Annotated in this window: 15 protein-coding genes; 5 read left to right on the top strand and 10 right to left on the bottom strand. The window is 70.9% G+C overall.

Annotation, left to right across the window (positions count from 1 at the left end; all coding sequences use genetic code 11):
- Nucleotide 1 precedes the first annotated feature (1 nt).
- The 5 genes from pgi to tkt are packed head-to-tail and all read right to left on the bottom strand — an operon-like array spanning nt 2 to nt 7,430.
- A complete protein-coding gene (pgi, locus tag ABZ887_RS41260) occupies nt 2–1,648 on the bottom strand; it encodes a glucose-6-phosphate isomerase (protein ID WP_361302080.1) in 1,647 nt (548 codons plus the stop codon).
- On the bottom strand, nt 1,641–2,576 hold the full coding sequence (gene opcA / locus ABZ887_RS41255) for a glucose-6-phosphate dehydrogenase assembly protein OpcA (protein ID WP_361302077.1): 936 nt from the start codon (nt 2,574–2,576) through the stop codon (nt 1,641–1,643). The genes pgi and opcA overlap by 8 nt, the downstream gene beginning before the upstream one ends.
- Nucleotides 2,573–4,141: a glucose-6-phosphate dehydrogenase gene (zwf, locus tag ABZ887_RS41250; RefSeq protein WP_361302074.1), complete on the bottom strand. Its 1,569-nt coding sequence runs from the start codon at nt 4,139–4,141 to the stop codon at nt 2,573–2,575. Before zwf ends, opcA begins: the two co-directional genes overlap by 4 nt.
- Nucleotides 4,141–5,283, bottom strand: a complete 1,143-nt coding sequence (gene tal, locus ABZ887_RS41245) for a transaldolase (protein ID WP_361302071.1) — start codon at nt 5,281–5,283, stop codon at nt 4,141–4,143. Before tal ends, zwf begins: the two co-directional genes overlap by 1 nt.
- A 32-nt stretch (nt 5,284–5,315) precedes the next feature.
- The gene (tkt, locus tag ABZ887_RS41240) at nt 5,316–7,430 is read right to left on the bottom strand and encodes a transketolase (protein WP_361302068.1); all 2,115 of its coding nucleotides are present in this window, start codon (nt 7,428–7,430) and stop codon (nt 5,316–5,318) included.
- Between the two features lie 145 nt (nt 7,431–7,575).
- Between tkt and ABZ887_RS41235 the strand changes: the two genes are divergently transcribed.
- Nucleotides 7,576–8,472: an AraC family transcriptional regulator gene (locus ABZ887_RS41235; protein ID WP_361302065.1), complete on the top strand. Its 897-nt coding sequence runs from the start codon at nt 7,576–7,578 to the stop codon at nt 8,470–8,472.
- Between the two features lie 83 nt (nt 8,473–8,555).
- Here ABZ887_RS41235 and ABZ887_RS41230 read toward each other — a convergent pair whose 3' ends face one another.
- From ABZ887_RS41230 to ABZ887_RS41220, 3 genes are all read right to left on the bottom strand, one after another.
- Nucleotides 8,556–9,965 (bottom strand): glycoside hydrolase family 16 protein, encoded by a 1,410-nt coding sequence (locus ABZ887_RS41230; protein WP_361302062.1) that lies wholly within the window; start codon nt 9,963–9,965, stop codon nt 8,556–8,558.
- A 234-nt stretch (nt 9,966–10,199) separates the two neighbouring features.
- Complete coding sequence (gene proS / locus ABZ887_RS41225; RefSeq protein WP_361302059.1) at nt 10,200–11,612, bottom strand: proline--tRNA ligase; 1,413 nt, start codon at nt 11,610–11,612, stop codon at nt 10,200–10,202.
- A gap of 64 nt (nt 11,613–11,676) precedes the next feature.
- Nucleotides 11,677–12,924, bottom strand: a complete 1,248-nt coding sequence (locus ABZ887_RS41220; RefSeq protein ID WP_361302056.1) for an Ig-like domain-containing protein — start codon at nt 12,922–12,924, stop codon at nt 11,677–11,679.
- Between the two features lie 319 nt (nt 12,925–13,243).
- On the opposite strand from ABZ887_RS41220, the gene ABZ887_RS41215 reads away from it, so the two are divergent.
- Nucleotides 13,244–15,913, top strand: a complete 2,670-nt coding sequence (locus ABZ887_RS41215) for an FAD/NAD(P)-binding protein (protein ID WP_361302053.1) — start codon at nt 13,244–13,246, stop codon at nt 15,911–15,913.
- 149 nt (nt 15,914–16,062) lie between these two features.
- On the opposite strand, the gene ABZ887_RS41210 is transcribed toward ABZ887_RS41215, so the two are convergent.
- Nucleotides 16,063–16,494 (bottom strand): multidrug efflux SMR transporter, encoded by a 432-nt coding sequence (locus ABZ887_RS41210; protein ID WP_361302050.1) that lies wholly within the window; start codon nt 16,492–16,494, stop codon nt 16,063–16,065.
- A 46-nt stretch (nt 16,495–16,540) separates the two neighbouring features.
- Nucleotides 16,541–16,819, bottom strand: coding sequence for an SMR family transporter (locus ABZ887_RS41205; RefSeq protein WP_361302047.1), 279 nt, complete (start codon nt 16,817–16,819; stop codon nt 16,541–16,543).
- A 3-nt stretch (nt 16,820–16,822) separates the two neighbouring features.
- Between ABZ887_RS41205 and ABZ887_RS41200 the strand changes: the two genes are divergently transcribed.
- From ABZ887_RS41200 to ABZ887_RS41190, 3 genes are all read left to right on the top strand, one after another.
- A complete protein-coding gene (locus tag ABZ887_RS41200) occupies nt 16,823–18,061 on the top strand; it encodes an AMP-binding protein (protein ID WP_361302044.1) in 1,239 nt (412 codons plus the stop codon).
- A complete protein-coding gene (locus tag ABZ887_RS41195; protein WP_361302041.1) occupies nt 18,058–18,315 on the top strand; it encodes an acyl carrier protein in 258 nt (85 codons plus the stop codon). Before ABZ887_RS41200 ends, ABZ887_RS41195 begins: the two co-directional genes overlap by 4 nt.
- A gap of 116 nt (nt 18,316–18,431) precedes the next feature.
- Nucleotides 18,432–18,806, top strand: a complete 375-nt coding sequence (locus ABZ887_RS41190; RefSeq protein WP_361302038.1) for an ectoine synthase — start codon at nt 18,432–18,434, stop codon at nt 18,804–18,806.
- The last annotated feature ends 20 nt before the right edge of the window (nt 18,807–18,826 follow it).

Raw genomic sequence — 18,826 nt, 5'->3', positions numbered from 1 at the left:
GTCAGTTCACTTCCTTGAGCGTGCGGTACGTCGAGACGAGGGCGGTGGTGGACGGGTCGAGGCCGGGCACGTCGGCGCCTTCGGTGAGGGCGGGCTCGATGCGCTTGGCGAGGACCTTGCCGAGCTCCACGCCCCACTGGTCGAAGGAGTCGATGTTCCAGATCGCGCCCTGCACGAAGACCTTGTGCTCGTAGAGGGCCACGAGCTGGCCGAGGACCGACGGGGTCAGCTCGCGGGCCAGGATCGTGGTGGTGGGGTGGTTGCCGCGGAAGGTGCGGTGCGCCACCTGCTCCTCGGCCACGCCCTCCGCGCGGACCTCCGCCGCCGTCTTGCCGAAGGCCAGCGCCTGCGTCTGCGCGAAGAAGTTCGCCATCAGCAGGTCGTGCTGCGCCTTGAGTTCACCGCTCAGCTCGGCGACGGGCTCGGCGAAGCCGATGAAGTCCGCCGGGATCAGCTTGGTGCCCTGGTGGATCAACTGGTAGTACGCGTGCTGGCCGTTGGTGCCGGGCGTACCCCACACCACCGGGCCGGTCTGCCACTGGACCGGCCGGCCTTCCCGGTCCACCGACTTGCCGTTGGACTCCATGTCCAGCTGCTGGAGGTAGGCGGTGAACTTGGAGAGGTAGTGCGAGTACGGCAGCACCGCGTGCGACTGGGCGTCGAAGAAGTTGCCGTACCAGACGCCCAGCAGGCCGAGCAGCAGAGGCGCGTTGGACTCGGCGGGGGCGGTGCGGAAGTGCTCGTCGACCAGGTGGAAGCCGTCCAGCATCTCGCGGAAGCGGTCCGGGCCGATGGCGATCACCAGCGAGAGGCCGATGGCCGAGTCGTAGGAGTAGCGGCCGCCGACCCAGTCCCAGAACTCGAACATGTTGTCCGGGTCGATGCCGAACTCCGTCACCTTGCCGGCGTTCGTCGACAGGGCCACGAAGTGCTTGGCCACCGCCTTCTCGTCGCCGCCCAGCCCGTCGAGGAGCCAGGTGCGCGCCGAGGTCGCGTTGGTGATCGTCTCGATCGTGGTGAACGTCTTCGACGCGACGATGAACAGCGTCTCCGCCGGGTCCAGGTCCCGGGTCGCCTCGTGCAGGTCGGCGCCGTCCACGTTGGACACGAAACGGAACGTCAACTCCCGTGCCGTGAAGGCACGCAGCGCCTCGTAGGCCATCGCCGGACCGAGGTCCGAGCCGCCGATGCCGATGTTGACGACGTTCTTGATGCGCTTGCCGGTGTGGCCGGTCCACTCGCCGGAGCGGACGCGCTCGGCGAAGGCGCTCATTTTGTCGAGGACGGCGTGCACGGCCGGGACGACATCGACCCCGTCCACCTCGACGACCGCGTCGCGCGGGGCCCGCAGGGCGGTGTGCAGGACCGCCCGCCGCTCGGTGATGTTGATCTTCTCGCCGCGGAACATCGCGTCCCGCAGCCCGAACACGTCGGTGGCGGTGGCCAGTTCCTGGAGCAGGGCGAGGGTCTCGTCCGTGATCAGGTGCTTGCTGTAGTCGATGTACAGGTCGCCGACCCGTACGACGTACCGCTCGGCGCGCGCCGGGTCGGCCGCGAACAGCTCACGCAGGACGGGCTGTCCTTCGGCCCGGTGGTCCTCCAGGGCGGCCCACTCGGGCCGCCGGGTGAGCTCGGGGGTGTCAGGCATGGGAGACGGTCTCCTTGGTGCCCTCGCCCTGAAGGGCGATGGCGTACATCTCGTCGGCGTCGAGGCGGCGCAGTTCCTCGGCGATGAGTTCGGAGGTGGGGCGGACCTTCAGGGCGAGGGTGCGCGGCGGCTGGCCCGGCAGGGTCAGGCTGGCCAGCGGTCCCTCGGGACGGTCGATGACGATCTCGCCGGTGGCGGTGCCGAGCCGGACCTTCGTGACGACCGGGCCGGGGGAGACCACGCGGTCCACCTTGACCTTCAGCCGTGCCTCCAGCCAGCGGGCGAGGAGTTCGGCGCTCGGGTTGTCCGCCTCGGCCTCCACGGCCGCCGAGGTCACGTCGGCCCGGGCCTGGTCGAGGGCGGCGGCCAGCATCGACCGCCACAGGGTGAGCCGGGTCCAGGCGAGGTCGGTGTCACCGGGCGCGTAGTTGCGGGCGCGGGTCTCCAGTACCTGCATCGGCCGCTCGACCGCGTACAGGTCGGTGATCCGGCGCTGGGCGAGCGCGCCCAGCGGGTCCTTGGACGGGGTGTCCGGGGCCTCCACCGGCCACCACACGACCACCGGGGCGTCCGGCAGCAGCAGCGGCAGCACCACCGAGTCGGCGTGGTCGGAGACCTCGCCGTAGGTGCGCAGCACGACCGTCTCGCCGGTGCCGGCCTCGGAGCCGACCCGTACCTCCGCGTCCAGGCGGGAGGTGGTGCGGTCGCGCAGGGTGCGGGCGTGCCGCTTGATGACGACCAGGGTGCGCGAGGGGTGCTCGTGCGAGGCCTCCTCGGCGGCCTTGATCGAGTCGTAGGCGTTCTCCTCGTCCGTGACGATCACCATCGTCAGGACCATGCCCACGGCAGGGGTTCCGATGGCGCGGCGACCCTGCACCAGCGCCTTGTTGATCTTGCTTGCCGTGGTGTCCGTGAGGTCGATCTTCATGGCCTGCGCCAGCTCCGTCCGTCTCGTGCGAGCATCTCGTCGGCTTCCTGCGGTCCCCAGCTGCCCGACTCGTACTGTGCGGGCTTACCATGCTTTGCCCAGTACGTCTCGATCGGGTCGAGGATCTTCCAGGACTCTTCCACTTCCTGGTGACGAGGGAACAAATTGGCGTCGCCGAGCAGCACGTCCAGGATGAGCCGCTCGTACGCCTCCGGGCTGGACTCCGTGAACGACTCGCCGTACGCGAAGTCCATCGTCACGTCCCGGATCTCCATCGACGTGCCCGGCACCTTGGAGCCGAACCGGACGGTCATGCCCTCGTCGGGCTGGACGCGGATGACGATCGCGTTGGCGCCGAGCTCCTCGGTGGCCGTGGAGTCGAACGGGGAGTGCGGGGCCCGCTTGAAGACCACCGCGATCTCGGTGACCCGGCGGCCCAGCCGCTTGCCGGTGCGCAGGTAGAAGGGGACGCCCGCCCAACGGCGGTTGTCGATGCCGAGCTTGACGGCCGCGAAGGTGTCGGTCTTCGACTTCGGGTCGATGCCGTCCTCCTGGAGGTAGCCGATCACCTTCTCGCCGCCCTGCCAGCCCTCGGCGTACTGCCCGCGCACGGTGTGCTTGCCGAGCTCCTCCGGCAGCCGCACCGACTTGAGGACCTTCAGCTTCTCGGTGAGCAGCGCGTCCGCGTCGAACGCGATCGGCTCCTCCATCGCGGTCAGCGCCATCAGCTGGAGCAGGTGGTTCTGGATGACGTCACGGGCCGAGCCGATGCCGTCGTAGTAACCCGCCCGGCCGCCGATGCCGATGTCCTCGGCCATCGTGATCTGCACGTGGTCGACGTACGACCGGTTCCAGATCGGCTCGTACATCTGGTTGGCGAAGCGCAGCGCCAGGATGTTCTGGACGGTCTCCTTGCCCAGGTAGTGGTCGATCCGGAACACCTGGTCCGGGTCGAACACGTCGTGCACGACCGCGTTCAGGTCCTGCGCCGACGCCAGGTCGTGGCCGAACGGCTTCTCGATGACCGCCCGCCGCCAGGACCCGGCCGGCGGCGTCGCCAGGCCGACCTTCTTCAGCTGCTGGACGACCTTCGGGAAGAACTTCGGCGGCACGGAGAGGTAGAAGGCGAAGTTGCCGCCGGTGCCCCGGGAGGAGTCCAGCTCGTCCACGGCCGACTTCAGCTGCTTGAACGCCGTGTCGTCGTCGAAGTCACCGGGGATGAACCGCATGCCCTCGGCGAGCTGCTGCCAGACCTCCTCGCGGAACGGCGTCCGGGAGTGCTCGCGCACCGCGTCGTGCACGACCTGCGCGAAGTCCTGGTCCGCCCAGTCCCGGCGGGCGAAGCCGACGAGCGAGAAGCCCGGCGGCAGCAACCCGCGGTTGGCCAGGTCGTAGACGGCCGGCATCAGCTTCTTGCGGGACAGGTCACCGGTCACCCCGAAGATGACCAGGCCCGACGGGCCGGCGACCCGCGGCAGGCGCCGGTCGCGCGCGTCGCGCAACGGGTTGTCCCAGTCGGCGGCGGGCACCACCGGCACCCGCACCTCCTTGGCGGTCTCGCTCATCACACCTCAACTCCCTTGCTGTCCAGGGACTTCGCGACGGCGTCCAGCAGGTCCTGCCAGGCCACCTCGAACTTGGCGACGCCCTCGTCCTCCAGCTTGCCCACGACCTCGTCGTAGGAGATGCCGAGCCGCTCCACCGCCTCCAGGTCCGCACGGGCCTGGGCGTAGCCGCCGGTCACCGTGTCGCCGTGGATGTCACCGTGGTCGGCGGTGGCGTCGAGCGTCGCCTCCGGCATGGTGTTGACGGTGCCGGGGGCCACCAGCTCGTCGACGTAGAGGGTGTCCTTGTACGCCGGGTCCTTCACGCCGGTGGAGGCCCACAGGGGGCGCTGCTTGTTGGCCCTGGCGCCGGCGAGCGCGGTCCAGCGGTCGGAGGAGAAGACCTCCTCGTACGCCTCGTAGGCGAGCCGTGCGTTGGCCAGTGCCGCCCTGCCCTTGAGCGCGAGCGCCTCGTCGGTGCCGATGACGGTCAGCCGCTTGTCGATCTCGCTGTCGACGCGGGACACGAAGAAGGAGGCCACGGAGTGGATCGTGGAGAGGTCCAGGCCCTTGGCGGCGGCCTGCTCCAGGCCGGCCAGGTAGGCGGCCATGACCTCGCGGTAGCGCTCCAGGGAGAAGATCAGCGTGACGTTGACGCTGATGCCCTCGGCGATGACCGCGGTGATCGCCGGGAGGCCGGCCTGCGTCGCCGGGATCTTGATCATCACGTTGGGGCGGTCGACCAGCCAGAAGAGCTGCTTGGCCTCGGCGACAGTGGCGGCGGTGTGGTGGGCGAGGCGGGGGTCGACCTCGATGGACACCCGGCCGTCCGTGCCATGTGACACATCGTATACAGAATGCAGGACATCGGCCGCGGCCCGCACATCCCGCGTCGTCATCATCCGTACGGCCTCGTCGACCGTGACGCCCCGCACGGCCAGGTCGGCGAGCTGCTCCTCGTACCCCTCGCCGGAGCCGATGGCGGCCTGGAAGATCGAGGGGTTGGTGGTGACGCCGACGACGTTCTTCGTGGCGACCAGCTCGGCGAGGTTGCCGGTGCTGATCCGCTTGCGCGACAGGTCGTCCAGCCAGATCGAGACGCCCTCGTCGGAGAGTCGCTTCAGTGCTCCCGCGGTGGCGGCTGCTTCGGTCACGTTGATCATCTTCCTCTTCTGAACTGTTTCTGGCTGGTGGATCAGGCGGTGCGGGCGGCGGCGAGGGACTCGCGGGCCGCGGCGGCCACGTTCTCGGCGGTGAAGCCGAACTCGGCGAACAGGGTCCTGGCGTCGGCGGAGGCGCCGAAGTGCTCCAGGGAGACGATCCGGCCGGCGTCGCCGACGAAGCGGTACCAGGTCAGGCCGATCCCGGCCTCGACGGCGACCCGTGCCTTCACGGCCGGCGGCAGGACGCTCTCGCGGTACTCGCGGGACTGCTCCTCGAACCACTCCACGGACGGCATCGACACCACCCGGGTGCCGACCCCCTCGGCCTCCAGGAGGTCGCGTGCCTCGACCGCGAGGTGAACCTCGGAACCGGTGGCGATCAGGACCACCTCCGGGGTCTCGGTCGACGACTCGCGCAGCACATAGCCGCCCTTGGCCGCGTCCGGGTTCGGCGCGTACGTCGGCACGCCCTGGCGGGTCAGCGCGAGCCCGTGCGGGGCGGGGTGCGTGGCGTGCCTCTTCAGGATCTCGGCCCAGGCCGTCGCGGTCTCGTTGGCGTCGGCCGGGCGGACGACGTTCAGGCCCGGGATGGCGCGCAGCGCGGCCAGGTGCTCGACCGGCTGGTGGGTCGGACCGTCCTCACCGAGCCCGATCGAGTCGTGCGTCCAGACGTAGGTCACGGGCAGCTGCATCAGGGCCGACATGCGGACGGCGTTGCGCATGTAGTCGGAGAACACCAGGAAGGTGCCGCCGTAGATGCGGGTGTTGCCGTGCAGGGCGATGCCGTTCATCTCGGCAGCCATCGAGAACTCGCGGATGCCGAAGTGGACGGTACGGCCGTACGGGTTGGCCTCGGGCAGCGGGTTGCCCTTCGGCAGGAAGGAAGAGGTCTTGTCGATGGTGGTGTTGTTCGAGCCCGCGAGGTCGGCCGAGCCGCCCCACAGCTCGGGCAGCACCGGGCCGAGCGCCTGGAGGACCTTGCCGGAGGCGGCGCGGGTGGCGACGGACGTGCCCTCCTCGAAGACGGGCAGCGCGTCCTCCCAGCCCTCGGGGAGCTGGCCGGCCACGACCCGGTCGAAGAGCCGCGCGTGCTCCTCGTTCCCGGTGCGCCACTCGGCGATCCGCTTGTCCCACGCGGCGTGGGCCTCGGCGCCCCGGTCGAGGGCCCGGTGGGTGTGGGCCAGGACGTCGGCGTCGACCTGGAAGCTCCGCTCGGGGTCGAAGCCGAGGAGGCGCTTGGTGGCGGCGACCTCGTCGGCGCCGAGCGCGGAGCCGTGCGAGGCCTCGGTGTTCCGCGCGTTCGGGGCGGGCCAGGCGATGATCGTGCGCATCGCGATGATGGACGGCCGCTCGGTCTCGGCCTGGGCCGTCTTCAAAGCTGTGTACAGGGCGTGAACGTCGACGTCACCCTCGGTGGTCGGCTCGATGCGCTGGGTGTGCCAGCCGTAGGCCTCGTACCGCTTCAGGACGTCCTCGGAGAAGGCGGTCGCGGTGTCGCCCTCGATGGAGATGTGGTTGTCGTCGTAGACGAAGACCAGGTTGCCGAGCCTCTGGTGGCCGGCCAGCGAGGAGGCCTCGGCGGAGACGCCCTCCTCCAGGTCGCCGTCGGAGACGATCGCCCAGATCGTGTGGTCGAAGGGGGAGGTGCCCTCGGCGGCCTCGGGGTCGAAGAGGCCGCGCTCGTAGCGGGCGGCCATGGCCATGCCCACGGCGTTGGCGACGCCCTGGCCGAGGGGTCCGGTGGTGGTCTCGACGCCGGCCGTGTGGCCGTACTCCGGGTGCCCCGGCGTCTTCGACCCGTGCGTCCGGAAGGACTTGAGGTCGTCCAGCTCCAGCTCGTACCCGGCGAGGAACAGCTGGGTGTAGAGGGTGAGCGAGGTGTGCCCGGGGGAGAGGACGAAACGGTCCCGGCCGGTCCACTCGGGATCGGCCGGGTCGTGGCGCATCGCCTTCTGGAAGATCGTGTACGCGGCCGGGGCCAGGCTCATCGCGGTGCCGGGGTGCCCGTTGCCGACCTGCTGCACGGCGTCGGCCGCGAGGAGGCGCGCGGTGTCCACGGCGCGCCGGTCGAGGTCGGTCCACTCGAAGCTGTCGCCGAAGCCGTCGTCGAAGCCGTCCGATGTCTGCGTGCTCGTCTCCGTGCTCATCTTCAAGAAGTCCTCGTTCGAAGCGTTCTGGCTGGCCTGACGCGTTCAAAAGTAAAAGTCTGACTTTTGGGAGGGAAGGTCGGGGTGTGTCAGCCTGTGGTGAAAGTGGGACACGGATCTTCGACAGGGACGGCACGAGAAGGACATGGCGGACAGAACGCCCAACGGGGCAGCCGACGGTGACGGGATCAGGACCTTCCCCTTCCCGGTGGATCTGAGCGTCGGCGGCGTCGGCATGCAGGTCGGCACGATGGGGACGGAACGCCTGTGGCACGCCGACGCCCCGCTGGAGCGCGTCCACCGCATCGACTTCCACGTGGTCATGCTCTTCACCGAGGGCCCGGTCCGCCACATGATCGACTTCGCCGAGTACGAGGCCCGGGCCGGCGACCTGCTGTGGATCCGCCCGGGCCAGGTGCACCGCTTCTCGCGGACCTGCGAGTACCGCGGCAGCGTCCTCACCATGCAGCCCGGCTTCCTGCCCCGGGCCACCGTCGAGGCGACCGGCCTCTACCGCTACGACCTGCCGCCCCTGCTCCGCCCCGACGCTCCGCACCTCGCCGCGCTCCGGGCGTCCCTCGCCCACCTGCAACGCGAGTACGAGGACACGGAGACCCTCCCCCCGAGCCTGCACGCGTCCGTGCTGCGGCACTCCCTCACGGCGTTCCTCCTCCGCCTCGCCCACTTGGCGGCCAGTTCGGCGGAGGCGGCCCGCCGCCAGGCCGACACGACCTTCACCCTCTTCCGGGACGCGGTGGAGAAGGACTTCGCCACCAACCACAGCGTCAGCGCCTACGCCGACGCCCTCGGCTACTCCCGCCGCACCCTGGTCCGCGCGGTCCGCGCGGCGACCGGCGAGACCCCCAAGGGCTTCATCGACAAGCGGGTCGTCCTGGAGGCCAAGCGCCTCCTGGCTCACACGGACCTCCCGATCGGCCGCGTCGGTGCGGCGATCGGCTTCCCGGACGCGGCGAACTTCTCCAAGTTCTTCCACCTGCACACCGGGCAGACACCGGTGGCGTTCCGGGCGGAGCTGCGCTGACCTGGGCGGGCCGGGCAGCGCGACGGCGCCGGAGGGAATCCCTCCGGCGCCGTGCGCCCGACTGCCGTGTCAGTGACGCCGTGTCAGTGGCCGAAGTCGAACCAGTTCACGTTCACGAAGTCCGCCGACTGGCCGCTGCTGAAGGTGAGGTAGACGTCGTGGGTGCCCGTCACCGAGCTGATGTTGGCCGGGATCGTCGTCCAGGTCTGCCAGCCGCCCGTGTTGGCGACGGAGAAACTGCCGATGGGGGAGTTGGAGGCGCTGTCGAGCCGGACCTGGACCGTGCCGCTCACCCCGGAGGCCGCGCCGCTCGCCACCCTCGCGTAGAACTGGGTGGCCGCCGTGGAGCCGAAGTTGACGCCCTTGTAGAGCGCCCAGTCGCCGTTGGCGACGTACCCGATGTCCTGGCCGCCGCCGGTGTCGGTGGTGGTCTCGGCGGTCACGCCGGACTGGCTGTCGTACGACTCCGCCTGGATGGCGCTGTACGCGTCCCGGCTGCCGGTCGGCGGGGTGGTGGTACCGCTCCCACTGGCCTGCAGGACCTGGACGTAGTCGACGACCATCGGGTGGCCGGACTCGGTGGCGCTGGTCGGTCCGCCGCCGAACGCGTCCGGGAAGCCGCCGCCCATCGCCACGTTCAGGATGACGAAGAAGCCGTGGTTGGTGGCGTTCGCCCAGGTGGTGGCGTCGACCTGACTGGACGTCACCGTCTGGTAGTTGACGCCGTCGACGTAGAAGCGGATCGCTTCGGGGCTCACCGAGCGGTCCCACTCCATCGTGTAGGTGTGGAAGCCGGACTGGCAGGTGGTGTTGGGGCAGGCGGTCGAATTGCCCAGGCCTGTCGTCTCGTTGCAGGGGCCGCCCGGGTTGGTGCCGCAGTGCATCGTCGCCCAGACCTTGTTCAGGCCCTGCACGTTCTCCATGATGTCCAGCTCGCCGACGCTCGGCCAGTTCTGGTAGTTGCCCCGGTAGGGCGCGCCCAGCATCCAGAACGCGGGCCAGTAGCCGTAGGCGGCGGTGCCGGTGACGTTCGGCATCTGGATGCGGGCCTCGACGCGCAGCTTGCCGCCGGCCGGGGGCTGGAAGTCGGTACGGGTGGTCTCGATGCGGCCCGACGTCCAGTTGCCGGCCGAGTCCCGCACCGGCGTGATCTTCAGGTTGCCGCTGCCGTCCAGGGCGACGTTGGTGGTGCTGGAGGTCATCGTCTCGACCTCGCCGGTGCCCCAGTTGGCGGCCCCTCCGGGGTACGAAGTCCCGGTGTCGTACTGCCAGTTGGAGGTGTTGACGCCGGTGCCGGCGGTGCCGGTGAAGTCGTCGAGGAAGACCTGGCTCCAGCCGGACGGCACGCTGGGGGCGGAGGCGTTGGCGGGGAGGGTGGCGGTGGTGGCGGCCGCGACCGCCAGGCCCATGGTGGCGAGCGCGGCGAGAAGGGCGCGGCGGAACGAGCGCCGCCGTCTGTGATCCGCAGGGGCTATACCGGAGGTTTCACTCATGGGGGTGCCTCTCGGGTACGGAGGGGGGTGCGCGGGTGTGCCTCCGAGAGCGCCGGAATTGGCCGAGACTGGTTGAGAGCGCTCTCAAAGTGGGCCCAATGTGCTCTCCGTGCCTTCGGCCGTCAAGAGTTAAAACAAAGAATCACCTTGTTTCTCAACGGAGTTCAGGCGGTGAAGCCGCTCGCCTGCGGTGCCGCACCGGCTCACCGGCTCACCGGGCGGCAGTGGGCGGGGTCAGTACGCGCGGGCCACGACAGCGACGTTGCCCGGCTGGTCGTCGCTCTCGGGAACGGAACCGTCCGCGGCGACCAGGCACCGCACGGACACTCCCTGTTCGGCGAGTCTCGCCTCGCCCTCCACGCCCAGCGTTTCCCAGGCGATGCGCGCCCAGCCGGTGCTCGCCGCCTCCGCCGCCTCCTCGACCGTGGTCACCTCGACGGTGCGGTCCCTGCGGCGCTCACGGGACTGCGCCAGCAGCAGCGCCTGGTCGTCCTCCAGCACCTGGGGCAGGACCTCGGACAGTGCCCCGATCGGCGTCGGCTCCTTGCTTCCCGCCAGGCGGCGGACCAGCACGGCCGTACCGTTCTGCAGGTCGCGCGGTCCGACCTCGACGCGTACGGGCACCCCCTTGAGCTCCCAGTCGACCGCGCGGCGGCCGAAGGGGATGTCGACACGGTCGTCGACGTGCACGCGGATGCCGGCCGTCCTCAGCCGGTCCCCGACCTCACGGACCGCGGCCAGGACCGCGTCGTCGTCCTTGACGGCCACGACGACCACCTGGACCGGGGCCAGCCGCGGCGGGACGCGGAGGCCGTCGTCGTCGCCGTGCATCATCACCAGTGCGCCGACCATTCGGGTCGTGGAGCCCCAGGACGTCTGCCAGACGTACTCCTCACGGCCGTCCTTCGACAGGTACCGCGTCGCGAACGCCTTGGCGAAGTTCTGGCCCAGTTCGTGACTGGTGGTCATCTGGAGGGCCTTGCCGTCGCCCATCATGCCCTCCAGGGTGAGCGTGTTGATCGCGCCGGCGAACCGCTCCCTGACCGTCTTGCGACCCGGTACGACATCCATGGCGAGGACGTTCTCCAGGAAGTCGGCGTACACCTCCCGGTGGATGCGCGCGGCGTAGTCCCGGGCGTCCTCGTAGGTGGCGTGTGCGGTGTGACCTTCCTGCCACAGGAACTCCGTCGTACGAAGGAACACGCGCGGCCGGAGTTCCCAGCGGACCACGTTCGCCCACTGGTTGATCAGCAGCGGCAGGTCGCGGTAGCTCTGCACCCACTTGGAGAAGTAGTCGTTGACGATCGTCTCGGAGGTGGGACGGACGACGACGGGCTCCTCCAGCTCCTTGCCGCCGCCGTGGGTGACGACGGCCAGCTCGGGCGCGAAGCCCTCGACGTGGTCGGCCTCCCTGGTCAGGTACGACTGCGGGATGAAGAGCGGAAAGTACGCGTTCTGGGCGCCGGCCGCCTTGATCCGGGCGTCCAGGTCCTGCTGCATCCGTTCCCACAGGCCGTAGCCGTACGGTCGGATGACCATGGTGCCGCGCACCGGCCCGTTGTCGGCCAGCTCGGCCTTGCCGACCAGGTCCTGGTACCAACGGGGGAAGTCGTCCGCCCGGCGGGTGAGAACGGGTGCCTTTGCCATGGCGCGCAGCGTAGAACCCGGCTCCACCGGGGCGCGAACCGATTACTGGACCGAGCGACAGTCCCTAGACCGCGCTGCCCGCCTTCCAGTCCGCCCAGGACAGGTTCCAGCCGTTGAGGCCGTTGGAGGCCTCGACGGTCTTCTCGCCGGAGTTCTTGACGATCACCACGTCGCCGAGGATCGAGCTCTCGTAGAACTTGTAGCCCGCCACCGAGGAGTCGCTCGCGCCCTTGGCGTCGTGCAGGCCGACACAGCCGTGGCTGGTGTTCTCGCTGCCGAAGACCGAGGTGGACGCCCAGTAGTTGCCGTGCACGAAGGTGCCGGAGGTGGTCAGGCGCTGGGCGTGCGGGACGTCGGAGATGTCGTACTCGTCGCCGAGGCCGACCGTGGAGGACTCCATCCGGGTCTGCTTGAACCGCTCGCTGATCACCATGATCCCGGACCAGGTGGTGTGCTGGGAGTTGCCGCCGGAGACCGGGTAGGAGGCGTAGGTGGCGCCGTCCCGCTTCACGGTCATCTGCTTGGTGGAGAGGTCGACCGTGCTGATCTGCTCGCGGCCGATGTGGAAGGTGACGTCCTTGGACTGCACGCCGTAGATGCCGTCCGAGCCCTCGACGTCCTTCAGCTCCAGGCTCAGCGTGATCTTGGTGCCCTTCGCCCAGTACGTCTCCGGGCGGAAGTCGAGGCGGGTGTCGCTGAACCAGTGCCCGACGACCTCGACCTCCGGCTCCGCGGTCACGGTGATCGCCTTCTGGACCGCCGCCCGGTCCTTGACCGCGTGGGTGAAGTTGATCGACACCGGCATGCCGACGCCGGACGTGGAGTCCGCCTCGGGCGTGAAGTAGCCGATGAACGTCTCGCCGGGGGACTTCGTGGTGAAGGTGGCCACCGTCTCGTCGGTCGCGCCCTGCGCCTTCGCCGTCACCGTGTACTTCGTGCCGGAGAACGGGTTCTTCGCCGACGTCCACTTCGTCTTCGCGGCGTTGAAGGTGCCCGACAGCGTCGCCCCGTCGTTGCCCGCGACGGTCACGGAGGCCAGCGTGCCGTCCGCCACCGTGACCTCGACCGGGGTGGTGAAGTCGGCCTTCTTGGTGCCGGAGACGGGACTGACCGTGATCGTCGCCTTCTTGGTCGCGGACTTCACGGAGGCCGTGGCGCCCTTGCCGTCGGTGGTGGCCGCGGCGTCCGTGGAGGAACTGCATCCGGCCAGCGCGGCCCCCGCGGGCACCGCGCCCAGAGCGGCGAGGATCCCGCGCCGGGACCACTTCCCCGACTGCCGTCCGGACCCGTTCGATATGTGCTGGACGCCCACGACACGCCTTCCTGACTTGTACACCTGTGTCAGGGCATCCTGCGCTCGTTGTATGGGTGGTTCCTTTGAATCACGGGTCTGCCCGCTGAGATTCCGATGAGGAGCGGGGAGGTCACGCTGCGCAGCCGCGGTCAATCCCCTGCGGACCGGGGCGAGTCGGCCGGAACCCGGGTTGTCCCGTCCCTCCGATCGTGAACAGAGTATGAACGCCCGACCGGCGGCCTGAGTTTCCGGTGAGATCACCTTCCCGGCCTGGCTTCCCCACCTATCCGATCGGAATAGTGAAGAAGCAGTACGCCGAACCCGCCGGAGGTATTCCGTGACCGACGTCCGCAAGCGGCACAACGTGGCCATCGTGGGAGCAGGCGCGGCGGGCACCCTCACCGCCGTCCAGCTCTGCGAGACGGCGCACCGCCGCCGGACTCCGCTCGACCTCGTCCTGATCGACCCGGCCCCGGAGGCGGGCCGGGGCACCGCCTACGCCACCCGCGACCCCAGGCACCGGCTCAACGTGCCCGCCGGCAACATGAGCGCATACCCGGACGACCCCGGGCACTTCGTCCGCTGGCTCTGCCGGCACGGCGAACCCACCGTCACCGGCGCCGACTTCGCCACCCGCTACCGCTACGGCGCCTACCTCGCCGACACCCTCGGCCAGGCTCTCGTCCGCGCCCACGGCACGGTCGCCGTACGGCGGCTGCGCAGCCTCGCGGAGAGCTGTACCGGCACCCCCGACGGCTGGGTGGAACTCCACCTCGCCGACGGGGGACCGCTGGCGGTGGACAGCGCGGTCCTGGCCACCGGCCCCGCCGGGGCGAGCGCCGGCTGGGCCCCGCCCGCCCTGCGCACCTCACCCCGGTTCGTCGCCACTCCGTGGGCGCCGGGCGCCCTGGACCCCGTACGGGACAGCCCCGAGGACGTCCTCCTGGTCGGCACCGGCCTGACCGCCGTCGACCTCGCCCTCACCCTCGACCGGCCCGGCCGCACCATGCACACCCTCTCCCGCAGCGGACTGCTGCCCCAGCCGCACGCCCTCGGCCCGGCCGGCGCCATGCCCGCCCCGGACGGCCTCGACGACACCTCGCTGGGCCGGCTGCGCCGCGCGGTCTACCGCCACCTGAGCCGCTCCGTACGCACCCACGGCGACTGGCGGCCCGGCCTGGACAGCCTGCGCCCGCACACCGCCCGGCTCTGGCGCAGCCTCACCCCCGACGAGCGCGAGGAGTTCCTGACCCGCGAGGGCGCCCTGTGGAACACCCACCGCCACCGCATGGCCCCCGCCACCGCCGAACACGTCTCCCGCGCCCGCACCGCGCGCCGCCTGCACGTCCACACCGGGACGGTGGTGCGCGCCACGGACACCGAACAGGGCCCCCTTGCAGTCGAGTTGTCCGGCGGCCAGACGCTGCGAGTGGGCTGGGTGATCGACTGCACCGGACCCGGCCGCCGCCTCGACTCCCCCCTGTGGCAACACCTGTTCGCCTCCGGCACGGCCGCCCCGGGACCGCTCGGCATGGGCGCCGCCACCCGCGACGGACAGCTCCTCGACGAACGGGGAAGCGCCGGGCTGCCGCTGTTCACGCTGGGCGCCCCGCGCCGGGGCGAGCTCTGGGAGACCACGGCGATCCCCGAGATCCGGGTCCAGGCCGCCGAACTGGCCCAGCGGCTGCTGCCGTTCCCGGAGCGCCGGCGGGGCTCGCGGCGGCCGGTGGACGGCCACGGGCTGCCCCTGTCCACCCACGCCGAGGCGGCCGCCGCCTACCGCGGCGGCCTCGACCGGGTCCTCAAGGTGCGCTCCGGCGCCGAGGACGCCTTCGCCCGCGCGGTCGCCCTCGACCCCGGCTTCGCGCTCGGCCACGCGGCCCTCGCCCTGCTGGGCCACGAGTGCGCCGCCGCCGTCGACGTGCCGCGCGCCCTCGCCGACGCCCAGCGCAGCGCCCGCGAACGCGCCGACGAACGCGAGCGGTCCTTCGTGGACGTGGTCACGCGCCGGGTGACCGGCGACGACGGCGACGAGGCGCTCGTACGGCATCTGCGGGAGCACCGGGGAGACGCGCTGGCGCTCGCGGCGGCCGTGCCGACCATCGCCTTCTCGGGGGTGAGCGACCTGCAGGACGACGACGCCCTCAGGCTGCTCGACCTGACCTCACCCGCTTACGACGGCCACTGGTTCCACACCTCGCTGCTGGCCTTCCTGCGCCAGGAACAGGGGCGGTTGCACGAGGCGGGCGAACTGGCCCACCGGGCGCTCGCCGCCGAGCCCGCCTCCGGACACGCGGTGCACGCCCTCGCGCACGTCCACTACGAGTCCGGGGCGCACGAGGCGGGCCGGGACTGGCTGGACGGGTGGGTGTCCGGGCGCGGCCGGGGCGCGGTGCACCGGGCGCACTTCTCCTGGCACATCGCCCTGCACGAACTCGCCCTCGACGACCCGGCCGCCGTCCGCCGGCGGTGGTTCGCACAGCTCGCACCGGGCCGGGTGGTGAGCGGGGTACGGGCCCTCGTCGACTCGGGGTCGCTGCTGTGGCGGGCCCGGGTGAGCGACAGCTGGCAGGGGGACTTCCCGGTCGCGGGGGTGCTGGAGGCGGTGGAACGCGACGTACTGGAGCGGCCGCAGACCGCGTTCACCGCGATGCACGCGGCCGTCGCCCTCACCGCCGCCGGGGACCTGGCCGCGCTGCGCCGGCTGCGCGACCACGCCGCCGGCGCCGACGAGGTGCAGCGCGAGGTGGTCGCCCCGCTGTGCGAGGCGTTCGCCGCGCTCGTCGAGGAGCGCTTCCAGGAGGCGGCCCGGGGGCTCGACGCGCTGCTGCCGGTGCTGCGCCGGGTGGGCGGCAGTGCGGCCCAGCGCGAGGTGGTGGAGGAGACCCTGCTGTACGCCCTGGTCTCGGACGGCCGCTGCGAGGCGGCACGCCAACTGCTCGACGCCCGCCTCGACCGCACCCACGCCCCGCGCGACCTGCGCCTGCGCGCGGGGCTGGCCTCCTGAGCGGTCAGGAGGCCGAGCCCGGCGGTCCGGGTCGACGGGAAACGGTGGCGGTTTCCGGCCTACCAGGACCGACCGGCCTACCAGGCCCGGCCGACCTGAACTGACCGGCCGACCTGCCCCGGACCACCGCCGCGCCCGGCCCGTGCCCCTCAGCGTTCGGCGCCCTGGGGCTCCTGGAGCCGGGCGGCGGTCGGTCGGCTGTCCCGGGCGCCGTCGACGGGCTCCTGGGTGCTCGTCGGCCGGTCGGCGAGCTTGAGCCAGACCACTCCGATGATGATGACGCCCAGCCACAGGGCCTGGACCGGCGTGAGGGCCTCGTCGAAGAAGACGGGGCTCAGCAGCGCCGCACCGGCCGATCCGATGCCGGCCCAGACGGCGTAGCCGATACCGACGTCGATGGCGCGCAGCGCGACGCTCAGTGCCCAGAGCGTCAGAAGGAAGAACACGACGGCGACCAGCGACCACGTCAGACGGGTGAAGCCGTGGCTTCCGCCGACGGACAGCGCATAGCCGACTTCGAACCCTCCGGCGAGCAGAAGCATGAGCCAGGCGTTGGCCGAGGAGCGGCCGGTGTTCGACATGAGGTGAGTCCTCTCGTGAAGATGGGGCGGGCGACGGCGCGGATCCTCAGGCGGCACCGCTGAGCTGCAGGCCGACGACGCCGGTGATGATGACGGCGATGCCGAGGGCCTTGCGCCAGTCCAGTCGCTGGCCGAAGAGCGCCGCCCCGAGCAGGGTGATGCCGACGCCGGCGACGGACGTCCAGATGGCGTAGCCGACACCGACGTTGAAGGTCAGCAGGGCCCTGCTGAGGAAGTAGGTCCCGATCGCACCGCTGAGCAGGGTCACGACGGTCCACTTGCGGTTCTTGAAGCCCTGTTCCTCGCCGCCTTCCGGGTCGGCCACGCGGTGCTGGCGCCCTCGCCCGAACTGGGCCCCGCCGCCCGTGCGACGCTCGCCGCGCAGGCCCGGTGCTCCCGGACGCTGACCGTCGACGCCCAGGGTGTGCTCGACACCGCTCCGGTCGAGCCGGACGAGGAGGCCGCCCGGGACTTCGACACCGTGGACCCCGCCGCCGCGCCCCTGCTGCTCACCACCTCCGGCTCCACCGGCACCCCGAAGATCGTGCCCGTCCCGGGCGACGGCTTCGAGCGGTTCGCCGACTGGGCGGCCGGCCGGTTCCGCCTCACCGGCCAGGACACACTGCTCAGTTACGCACCGCTGAACTTCGACCTCTCCCTGCTCGACGTGTGGACCGCGCTGCGGCTGGGCGCCCGGGCCGTTCTCGTCGAGCAGGAGCACAGCGCGGACGCGCGCCACCTGCAGGACCTGATCACCCGGCACCAGGTCACCTTCGTCCAGGGCGTGCCGATGCTGCACCGGCTGCTCGTCCAGGACGGTGCCGTGCATCCCGCGGTCCGCACGGTCGTCTTCACCGGGGACGCGCTGCCGGAGGCACTGCTGCGACAGCTCGGCACGGCCTTCCCCGGCGCCGGCTTCCACAACGTCTTCGGGTGCACCGAGACCAACGACAGTTTCCTCTACGACGCCGATCCCGCCGTCGCCGGTGACCAGACCCCCATCGGCCGACCGCTGCCCGGGGTGCGGGCCCTGCTGCTGGACGCCGAGGGACGGGTCCTCGACGGCCCCGGCACCGGCGAACTCCTCGTGACCACACCGTTCCAGACCTCCGGCTACCTCCAACGCTCCCGCAACGAAGGGGTGTTCGTACCCGCCCCGGACGGCGGCGGCGAGGTCTTCTACCGCACCGGCGACCTCGTCACCCGGGACGCCGACGGCCTGCACCGGCTGCAGGGGCGTACCGACTTCCAGGTCAAGGTCCGCGGGGTGCGGACCAACGTCCAGGAGGTCGAGAACGTCCTGGCGGCCCACCCCGAGGTCGCCGAGGCCGCCGTCGTCGCGATCCCCGACCCGGAGGCCGGCTACCGGCTGCACGCCCAGGTGACCCGGCGGCCTGGTACCTCGCTCACCTCGCTGAGGCTGCGCTCGCACAGCGCCGAGCGCCTGCCCCGGCACGCCATCCCGTCCTCCGTGCACGTGGGCGACACCCCGCTGCCGCGCACGTCCACCGGAAAACCCGACCGCAACCTCATCAAGGCAGCACGACAGAAGGGAAATCCCGCATGACCTCCCTGACGGACGAGATTCGCGGCTACGTGGTCGCCGAGTTCCTCGACGGAGAGGACACGGCCGACCTGACCGCCGAGTTCGACCTCATCGACAACGGCGTGGTCGACAGCCTCGGCGTGGTCCGGATCGTCTCGCACCTCTCCCGGACCTATGCGATCCCGATCGACGACATTCCGCTGACCCCGGACAACTTCCGCAGCATCGGCGCCATTTCGGCATTCGTCGAGACCGCGGCGAAGACCGCCGCCTGAGCCGAGCCGACTTCCGGACTTCCGCGGAGATCCCGGCATCAGAGAACCCGGCACGAACTCCGGAGCGCTTCCAAAAAAAGCCTCCGGACGAACCCCTCACACACCAGGAGACACGAATGATCGTCCGCAGCACCAGCGAGCTCCCCGCCGTCGAGTGGGGCAACGGCACCAGCCACCGGCTGCTCACCGAGGCCGACGGCATGGGCTTCACCGTGTGCGAGACGCTGGTCCGCAAGGGCACCACGAGCGCCCTGCAGTACCGCCGCCACCTTGAGGCCTGCTACTGCACGGGCGGCTCAGGCGAGGTCGTCACCGCGTCCGGCGAACGCTACAAGATCACCGAGGGCACCATCTACGCCCTCGACGAGAACGACGCGCACTATCTCGTGGCCTCCGACTACGAGGACCTGAGACTCATATCCGTGTTCAGCCCGGCCCTGCGCGGCGACGAGAAGCACACGCTGTCCCCGGACGGCTTCTCCCAGTACTGAGTTCCGCGATCCGGGGCCCG

Source organism: Streptomyces sp. NPDC047061, assembly GCF_040643955.1.
GTDB lineage: Bacteria > Actinomycetota > Actinomycetes > Streptomycetales > Streptomycetaceae > Streptomyces.
The sequence above is the reverse complement of the archived record's forward strand: the minus strand, read 5'-3'. Positions and strand labels throughout refer to the sequence as shown.

Bases quoted from the DNA above. Each gene is read 5' to 3' on its own strand.
- tkt (WP_361302068.1), bottom strand. From the start codon at position 7,430: ATGAGCACGGAGACGAGCACGCAGACATCGGACGGCTTCGACGACGGC.
- zwf (WP_361302074.1), bottom strand. From the start codon at position 4,141: ATGAGCGAGACCGCCAAGGAGGTGCGGGTGCCGGTGGTGCCCGCCGCC.
- tal (WP_361302071.1), bottom strand. From the start codon at position 5,283: ATGATCAACGTGACCGAAGCAGCCGCCACCGCGGGAGCACTGAAGCGA.
- pgi (WP_361302080.1), bottom strand. From the start codon at position 1,648: ATGCCTGACACCCCCGAGCTCACCCGGCGGCCCGAGTGGGCCGCCCTG.
- ABZ887_RS41235 (WP_361302065.1), top strand. From the start codon at position 7,576: ATGGCGGACAGAACGCCCAACGGGGCAGCCGACGGTGACGGGATCAGG.
- ABZ887_RS41210 (WP_361302050.1), bottom strand. From the start codon at position 16,494: ATGTCGAACACCGGCCGCTCCTCGGCCAACGCCTGGCTCATGCTTCTG.
- ABZ887_RS41190 (WP_361302038.1), top strand. From the start codon at position 18,432: ATGATCGTCCGCAGCACCAGCGAGCTCCCCGCCGTCGAGTGGGGCAAC.
- opcA (WP_361302077.1), bottom strand. From the start codon at position 2,576: ATGAAGATCGACCTCACGGACACCACGGCAAGCAAGATCAACAAGGCG.
- ABZ887_RS41230 (WP_361302062.1), bottom strand. From the start codon at position 9,965: ATGAGTGAAACCTCCGGTATAGCCCCTGCGGATCACAGACGGCGGCGC.
- proS (WP_361302059.1), bottom strand. From the start codon at position 11,612: ATGGCAAAGGCACCCGTTCTCACCCGCCGGGCGGACGACTTCCCCCGT.
- ABZ887_RS41195 (WP_361302041.1), top strand. From the start codon at position 18,058: ATGACCTCCCTGACGGACGAGATTCGCGGCTACGTGGTCGCCGAGTTC.